Origin of the sequence: Bacillus sp. AFS001701 (assembly GCF_002559405.1) — a bacterium.
Taxonomy (GTDB): domain Bacteria; phylum Bacillota; class Bacilli; order Bacillales; family Bacillaceae_G; genus Gottfriedia.
The window spans coordinates 1-6373 of sequence record NZ_NTZO01000135.1; the positions used below are offsets into that span (position 1 = coordinate 1).

At 33.0% G+C, this 6373-nt stretch carries 5 protein-coding genes; all 5 read left to right on the forward strand.

The window, feature by feature from the left end; translation table 11 throughout:
• The first annotated feature begins 299 nt into the window (after nt 1-299).
• Nucleotides 300-1424, forward strand: coding sequence for a tRNA epoxyqueuosine(34) reductase QueG (queG, locus tag CN514_RS10780; RefSeq protein ID WP_098232577.1), 1125 nt, complete (start codon nt 300-302; stop codon nt 1422-1424).
• A 76-nt stretch (nt 1425-1500) separates the two neighbouring features.
• Complete coding sequence (locus CN514_RS10785) at nt 1501-2415, forward strand: amidase domain-containing protein (protein ID WP_176525869.1); 915 nt, start codon at nt 1501-1503, stop codon at nt 2413-2415.
• Nucleotides 2416-2477: 62 nt separating this feature from the next.
• A complete protein-coding gene (trmL, locus tag CN514_RS10790) occupies nt 2478-2972 on the forward strand; it encodes a tRNA (uridine(34)/cytosine(34)/5-carboxymethylaminomethyluridine(34)-2'-O)-methyltransferase TrmL (protein ID WP_056467857.1) in 495 nt (164 codons plus the stop codon).
• Between the two features lie 426 nt (nt 2973-3398).
• Complete coding sequence (locus CN514_RS10795; protein WP_097976853.1) at nt 3399-5294, forward strand: PrkA family serine protein kinase; 1896 nt, start codon at nt 3399-3401, stop codon at nt 5292-5294.
• Nucleotides 5295-5397: 103 nt separating this feature from the next.
• Nucleotides 5398-6300 (forward strand): aldo/keto reductase, encoded by a 903-nt coding sequence (locus CN514_RS10800; RefSeq protein WP_098232579.1) that lies wholly within the window; start codon nt 5398-5400, stop codon nt 6298-6300.
• Nucleotides 6301-6373: the final 73 nt, after the last annotated feature.

A 6373-nucleotide genomic window follows, 5' to 3' on the forward strand; every position in this document is an offset into this window, starting at 1 on the left:
CTTGTACACTTTCGACAAAAATTGATTTTATTCTTGAATTTATGACATATTTATGATAAATTTAATTACAAGTTCATTAAAAACCTACTAAATACGTATTCCATTTGTATTAGTAGTTTAGCACTTATAACTTGATAACAACGCAGTGTATTGATTCATTCGAAGAACGATACATTGCGTTTTTTTATATTAAAAAGTCTATTATTAAAGGCTTTTGTGACATAATTAGATAAAGAAATAATTTTCTGACTAGAATAGAAAATATAATTTGTAAATTAACAGGCAGTTAGGTGATTCTTGTGAATATAAAAGAATTTCAAAAAGAATTGATTTCATATAGTAAAGAAATTGGTATAGATAAGATTGGATTTACGACTGTTGATCCATTTTTAACATTAAAAAATCGTCTATATAGGCAGCAGGAATTAAATTATCAATCGGGTTTTGAGACAAAGGATATTGAACGAAGAGTAGATGCAAGAAAAATTATGACAGAAGCTAATTCAATTATTGCAATTGCTCTAGCATATCCATCTAAGTTAAAAAATCCTCCTAAGAGTAAAAAAGGATCTACAAGAGGAATTTTTTGTAGGGCCTCATGGGGGGAAGATTACCATGTAGTTGTAAAAAAGAAATTACTGCAGCTTGAGTCATTTATTTTATTACATTATCCAAATGCAAAGGTTCAGTCAATGGTCGATACTGGTGAGCTAGTAGATCGAGCTGTGGCTGAGCGAGCAGGTATAGGTTGGAGTGCTAAAAATTGTTCAATTATTACGCCAGAATTCGGTTCTTATGTGTATTTAGGGGAGATGATTACCTCATTACCTTTTGAACCAGATTCGCCTATTGAGGAACAGTGTGGAGAGTGTACAAAATGCCTTGATGTTTGTCCGACAAGTGCGATTGTTTCTCCAGGTCAATTAAATGCTAAAAATTGTATTGCTTTTTTAACACAATCAAAAGAGATGATTCCTGTTGAGTTCCGAAAAGAGCTGGGAAATCGTATATATGGATGCGATACATGTCAGACAATTTGTCCTAAAAATAAAGGAATTAATTTTACTTATCATACTGAGATGGAACCTGATCCAGAAACTGTAAAACCTTTATTACGCTCTGTATTAAAGGTAAGTAACAGAGAGTTTAAAAGTCAGTTTGGCCAAATGTCTGGGTCTTGGAGAGGAAAGAACCCTATTCAGCGAAATGCCATCATTGCTTTAGCACATTTTAAAGATGAATCGGCATTAGATGATTTAAAGGAATTAGCGAAAAAAGATGCAAGACCAGTAATTAGAGGTACAGCTATTTGGGCTATTTTTGAGATTGAGGGAAAGAGCAGTACACCATTTATTGAAAGTTGTTTGCAAAAAGAGCAAGACGAGATTGTATTAAATGAAATTAATGCTGTTCTATCAAAGTAAGCAATATTGAGTGGTATAATCTCTAATTTTTCAACATCGTATAGAATAAGAATATATGTTGAAAAGGGGGATTATCTTGTTTAATCGTGAACTTTTAGAGTGTTATTTTAAAGAACGATTACAACTTTATTTTGGTGAAGGACATCGAAGTCATCCTGTTCAAGAAAAAGAATATCAGGCAATCAAGCGTAAAGTTGAATTATATAATAAACGTAATATTTCATTAGTGAAAGTATATGGAGATCTTGATGTAAATAATATTTGGACTAATCAGGACGTAACGTATATAAATTATACATTCCATACGCGATATTTTTTAAAGCAAACTGATTTATATTTTGAAGAGGATCAACATGAAAGACAGATCGCGATTGAAAATAATGAGATTTTATATGACATACCATTCCCAATCGATAATCAAGTTGAAAATTTTGAACTTGAGGAAGACGAACTAGGTGAAAATGAATCATTGGATCGAAATAACAGATATAACCGATTTAATGCTGTTAAATATGCTGAAACCTGGTGGGATGGCCATAATAAAGAATATCCATTGTATGCAAATGATTGTACTAATTTTATTTCTCAATGTTTAAGAGCTGGAGGTATTCGAATGGTTGGAATGCCAAAACCAGGGACAGGATGGTGGTATAGAAATCATTCTAATAGTAGTTATAGCTGGAGAGTTGCTCATGCATTAAGAAGATTTTTACCTTCGCCTAAAACTGGAATTAAAGCAGAAGAGGTGCCTTCTCCAAAAGATCTTTCATTGGGGGATATTATCGTATATGATTTCGAAGGTGATGGAGTATGGAATCATTGTACGATCGTTGTTGCTAAGGATGAAAATGGTGAACCGTTAGTGAATGCACATACTGTAAATAGCCGTAAAAGATATTGGTCATACTATGATTCTTCTGCTTTTACGGAGAATATTAAGTATAAGTTTTTTCACTTCGTTGATGACTTTTCTAACCCTCCAATGGAATAATACCTTATTAATTACGAATTTGGTATAATATAAAGCATTGAAACAATATAGAGGTGAAAAAGATGGGAATACACGTTGTATTATATCAACCACAAATTCCAGCAAATACAGGAAATATTGCACGTACTTGTGCAGGAACAGATACAAGTTTGCATTTAATCCGTCCGTTAGGTTTTTCAACTGATGATAAAATGTTAAAAAGAGCTGGTCTTGATTATTGGGAGCATGTAGATATACATTATCATGATTCATTGGACGATTTATTTGATAAATATAAAGACGGGAAATTTTACTTTATAACTAAATTTGGGGAAAAAACATATTCAAACTTTGACTATACAAATTTAGATGAAGAGATTTTCTTTGTATTTGGTAGAGAAACAACAGGGCTTCCGAAAGAGTTAATTGAAAAAAATATGGAAACTTGCTTACGTATACCAATGACGGATCATATTAGATCACTAAATTTATCAAATACAGCTGCAATTTTAATTTACGAAGCTTTACGTCAGCAAGATTTCCGTGAGTTGCTAAAGGTAAAGGATTATTCTAAATAATAAAAGTCACCATATAGATGGTGATTTTTTTTTATTAATTAAAGAGTAAGCAAATAAAAAAGATGCTTCCATTAGAACGGTTTAAATAAAATTAAGAACCGCGTTTAGAAGCATCCTTTAAAAAATATTATCTGTTTTTCAGTCCAGGTTTGTCATTATAGCCGCCTGTGAAAATTGCTGCTAAGAATGATGCTGTAACTAATAAAATTAATACTAGTCTCATCAGTATGTATCCTCCCAATTGAAAAATTCCCAACACCCTAAACCTTATTATACAAAAAAAACATAGAAATATGAAAGTAAATTTATGAGAATTGGATTTCGATAAAATATATTTTCCTACTCAAAGATATAGCATGAGTACGGACATCCTTGCATATCCTTTAATAATCTCTCTTACAGATGAGAAGAAGGAGGTACTTGTCCATGGATATTTTAAAGAAACTTGAGCAGCATCGGGACATGGAACAAAGATTGAAATGGGAAGGCACTTTTGCTGAGTATCTTGAAATGTTAAAAGAAGAGCCATTGGTTGCACAAACTGCACATTCACGAATTTATAATATGATTAAAGACGCAGGTATTGAAGAAGTGAATGGTAAAAAAACCTACAGTTTCTTTAATAACAACCTATATGGATTAGAAGAAGCGCTAGAGAGACTCGTGGAAGAATATTTCCATCCTGCTGCCAAGAGATTAGATGTTAAAAAACGTATTCTATTGTTAATGGGCCCTGTAAGTGGTGGTAAATCTACACTAGTAACGATGTTAAAAAGAGGCTTAGAAAATTATTCAAGGTCTGATCAAGGAGCAATCTACGCTATTAAAGGTTGCCCAATGCATGAAGATCCATTGCATTTAATTCCTAACCATTTAAGAGATGATTTTTTCAATGAATATGGAGTTCGAATTGAAGGAAATCTTTCACCTTTAAACTTAATGAGACTTGAACAAGAGTTTGGTGGAAGAATAGAAGATGTTATGGTGGAAAGAGTATTTTTATCAGAGGATCGTCGAGTTGGTATTGGTACTTTTAGCCCTTCTGATCCAAAATCTCAAGATATTGCAGATTTAACAGGAAGTATTGATTTTTCAACAATTGCTCAATTTGGATCAGAATCAGATCCGCGTGCCTACCGGTTTGATGGTGAGTTGAATAAAGCAAACCGTGGAATGATGGAATTCCAAGAGATGTTAAAATGTGATGAAAAGTTTTTATGGCACTTATTATCCCTGACACAGGAAGGAAACTTTAAGGCAGGGCGTTTCGCATTGATTTCTGCGGATGAATTAATCATCGCTCATACGAATGAAACAGAGTACAGATCCTTTATTAATAATAAGAAGAATGAAGCACTTCATTCTCGAATCATCGTAATGCCAATTCCGTATAACTTAAGAGTAAGTGAAGAAGAGAGAATTTATCAAAAAATGATCTCTGAAAGTGATGTTTCAAATGTTCATATTGCTCCACACACTTTACGTGTTGCAGCAATGTTTACAATTCTTACTCGTTTAAAAGAACCAAAACGAGGAGATATTGATTTAGTTAAGAAGATGCGTCTATATGATGGTGAAATGGTAGAAGGCTATAACACTGTTGATTTAGAGGAGCTGAAGAAAGAATATTTAGATGAAGGTATGCATGGTATCGATCCACGATATGTCATTAACCGTATTTCATCTACAATTATTCGAAAAGAGATTCCTTCAATTAATGCTTTGGATGTATTACGCTCATTAAAAGATGGTTTAGATCAACATCCATCTATTTCTAATGAAGATCGTGAGCGTTATATGAATTTTATCTCTATCGCAAGAAAAGAATATGATGATATTGCAAAACAAGAAGTTCAAAAAGCTTTTGTTTATTCATATGAAGAGTCTGCAAAAACACTTATGGATAATTATCTTGATAATGTAGAAGCATATTGCAATAAGAATAAGCTTCGCGATCCTTTAACAGGTGAAGAGATGAATCCAGATGAGAAGTTGATGCGTTCGATTGAAGAACAAATTGGCATCTCTGAGAATGCAAAGAAAGCATTCCGTGAAGAAATACTAATCAGAATCTCTGCATATGCAAGAAAAGGCAAACGTTTTGATTACAATTCACATGAAAGATTAAAAGAAGCAATCCAAAAGAAACTTTTTTCGGATCTGAAGGATGTTGTGAAGATTACGACGTCCACAAAAACTCCTGACGAGCGTCAATTAAAGAAAATCAATGACGTTGTCAGCAGATTAGTTGATGAATATGGTTATAACTCAACATCAGCAAATGAATTATTACGCTATGTAGGCTCATTACTTAACCGATAAATTGTTTAAGCGGCTATCTATTAGATAGCCGTTTTCTTTTGCAATTAAGAACGTTTATCCTATAATGATGATAATGATTAAAAAGAAGGGTGAGGTAGTGTAGATGAAAAGAATTCAACTAGCTGAAAATCTTGAGTTTTCACAAATTATTCACGGATTATGGCGTTTATCTGAATGGAAAATGACATCAGAACAATTAGTTACTTTTATAGAAGAATGTATTGATTTAGGAATTACAACATTTGATCATGCGGATATTTACGGTGGCTATACATGTGAAGAAATTTTTGGAAAGGCTTTAGCACTAAAACCGGAGCTTCGTGAAAAAATCCAAATCGTTACAAAATGTGGAATAAAGTTAAAGTCATCAAAGTTTCCTGAACTTAAAATGAATCATTATGATACTAGTAAAGAGCATATCCTTATGAGTGTTAATAATTCTCTGGAAAATCTACAAACAGATTATATCGATTTACTTTTAATACATAGGCCAAATCCTTTTATGAATCCAAAGGAAATCGCAGAGGCGTTTAATCAACTTCATTCGGAAGGAAAAGTACGTCACTTTGGGGTATCAAACTTTTTACCATCTCAATTTAACGCATTACAAGCATATCTAAACATGCCTTTAGTAACAAATCAAATTGAAGTTTCGCCAATGCAATTAGAGCATTTTGAAAAAGGAACAATTGATTTATTACTTGAAAAAGATATTGCTCCGATGATCTGGTCCCCATTAGCAGGCGGACAAATTTTTACTAGTCAGTCTGAATCAGCGGTAAGAGTTCGAGCGATACTCGAAGAGATTTCTAGTGAAATTGGTGCAAATTCAATCGACGAAGTAATGTACGCATGGCTAATAGCTCACCCCGCTAAAATGATGCCAATCGTAGGGTCTGGTAAAATTGAACGTGTTAAAACAGCAGTTGAGTCTACTAAGTTAAATATGTCAGCGGAACAATGGCTACGAATTTACGTAGCAGGAATGGGGCATAATTTACCATAAATAAAAAAGTGGAAAACTTTTTACTAGTTTTCCACTTTTTTTGTTCTTTTTTAAGTATTGTTACATATAGTTA